This window comes from Streptomyces murinus (assembly GCF_002154555.1).
GTDB lineage: Bacteria > Actinomycetota > Actinomycetes > Streptomycetales > Streptomycetaceae > Streptomyces > Streptomyces murinus.
The window spans coordinates 1-2,016 of record NZ_MUNF01000857.1 but is presented as its reverse complement, the minus strand read 5'-3'; the positions used below and the strand labels follow the sequence as shown (position 1 = coordinate 2,016).

The following is a 2,016-nucleotide window of genomic DNA, read 5'->3' as shown; positions in this document are numbered from 1 at the left end:
CTTCGGGGCGTACGGGGCTGACCCCCGCGGCGCTCAGCCCCGTACGCCCCGAAGCGCCATCCTGACCGCGGCCTCCGTCACTGCCGCCGGGTCCTCCGCGCCGATCTCGATCCGCCGGACCGCCGCGTCCACGACGCCCTGGAGCAGCATCGCCGCCAGCCGCGGCTGCGCCTGCCCCAGCTCGCCCAGCGCCTCGACGATCATCGCGACCAGCTCGCCGTGCGCCGCCCTGATCTTCTCCCGGGCCCCGGCGTCCAGCTCGCTCGCGGAGATCGCCACCACAGCCCGGTGCCGGCGGTCCCCGACGAGGGCCAGCTGCCGGCGGACGTACGCCTCGACCTTCCCCTCGGGCGAGTCCGCGAGCTCCATGGCCGCGGCCACCTCCGCCGCCCACAGCGGGAAGTCGACCTCGCAGAGTTCCTCGACCACGGCCGCCCGGGAGCGGAAGTACTCGTACACCGAGGAGCGCGCGAGTCCCGTGCGCTCGGCCAGCGCGGGGAAGGTCAGCGCCTCCGTCCCGCCCTCGGACAACAGGGAACGAGCCGCGTCCAGCAGGGCGGCTCGCTGCATCGACCGGTGCTCGGCCACGGAGGCCGCTCGAATCCTTGGCACGTCGACCACTTTAGGACGCGCCCGCGCGAAGCGGCGTCCGCTCAGCGTCCGAAGCTCGCCAGCTTCGCCCTCAACTGGAGCACCGACTTGGTGTGGATCTGGCTGACCCGGCTCTCGGTGACCCCGAGGACATTGCCGATCTCGGCGAGTGTGAGGCCCTCGTAGTAGTAGAGCGTGACGACGGTCTTCTCCCGGTCGGGCAGCGTGTTGATGGCCCGCGCGAGGAATCTGCGCAGCTCCCGGTCCTCGGCCACCTCCACGGGGTTGTCCGCGGCGGTGTCCTCCAGCGTGTCCATGAGGCTGAGCCGGTCCCCGCCCTCGCCGCCGACATGCAGCAGCTCCTCCAGGGCGACCACGTTGGCGAGCGACAACTGGCTGAAGACGGCGTGCAGTTCCTCCACCTCCATGCCCAGCTCCGCGGCCACCTCGCTCTCGCTCGGGGTGCGCCGCAGCCGGGCCTCCAGGGTGGCGTAGGCGCGCTCGACATTGCGCGCCTTCTGCCGCACCGAGCGCGGGATCCAGTCCAGCGCCCGCAGCTCGTCGATCATGGCGCCGCGGATCCGGGTGATCGCGTACGTCTCGAACTTGATCTCCCGGTCGATGTCGAACTTCTCGATCGCGTCGATCAGCCCGAACACCCCGGAGGAGACGAAGTCGGCCTGCTCCACATTGGGCGGCAGCCCGACGCTCACCCGGCCCGCCACGTATTTCACGAGCGGCGAGTAGTGCAGGATCAGCTGCTCCCGCAGCCGTTCGTCCCCCGTCGCCTTGTACGACCGCCACAGCTCGTCGAGCGTCGAGGGAGCGGGCGGCCGCACGCTGCCACCGTCGCGGGCGGCTGGGGGGATCGCCGCCCGGTCGGACCCGGAGGTGTGCTGGGGCATTCGTCGCCTTGTGCCGTTCTGCCGTGAAGTGCCGTCAAGTGCCGTGACCGTGGGTGCGGTGCGGGGAGGTCACGGGTCGAAAGGGGGCCGCCTGGGTGAGGTGTCGGTCTGATGTCGAGTTGGGTGGTCTGTGGAGACGTCTTCGTGAGCGTAGCGTGACTGGGGAGTCGCGGTGTGCGAACGACGAGGCGCCACCCCTGCGCGGGTCCCCGGAGGCCCCTTCGGCATCACCTTCCGCAGGTCGCTCTGTGTGATGGCCGATGGGCGCCAACTCCGGGAAACCCCAAGGGCGTCGGGTGTTCCCCCGGACGGCCGAACACGCTCGGTCAGCATGGGGGGCGACCCGCGCGGGCCGAGATCACCGCCTGGCGTGTCAACTTCCAGCCATCGCCATGTCGTTCGACGTATCCAAGTGCTCGGAGTTCGTACAGTCTCGCGATCGCCTCGTCCGGAGTGGTACGGGCGGCCGCCGCGATCTCCCCGGCGGGGGACGCGCGGTCGCCCGTACCACTCCGGACGA

Annotated in this window: 2 protein-coding genes and 1 pseudogene; all 3 read right to left on the bottom strand. The window is 71.0% G+C overall.

Annotated elements, in window-relative coordinates:
* Window positions 1-33: 33 nt before the first annotated feature.
* Window positions 34-588 carry a TetR/AcrR family transcriptional regulator gene (locus tag CCN72_RS35875; RefSeq protein ID WP_085566775.1) on the bottom strand — a complete coding sequence of 185 codons (555 nt, stop codon included), beginning with the start codon at window positions 586-588 and terminating at the stop codon, window positions 34-36.
* A 65-nt stretch (window positions 589-653) separates the two neighbouring features.
* Entirely contained in the window at window positions 654-1,496 is an 843-nt protein-coding gene (gene whiG, locus CCN72_RS35870; RefSeq protein WP_037654549.1) for an RNA polymerase sigma factor WhiG, read from the bottom strand.
* A 326-nt stretch (window positions 1,497-1,822) separates the two neighbouring features.
* A pseudogene (locus CCN72_RS41150) lies at window positions 1,823-2,016 on the bottom strand (DNA-processing protein DprA); the annotation flags it as partial.

What these genes read in the sequence shown, in the direction of transcription:
- whiG (WP_037654549.1), bottom strand. Translation starts at nt 1,496, where the DNA reads ATGCCCCAGCACACCTCCGGGTCCGACCGGGCGGCGATCCCCCCAGCC.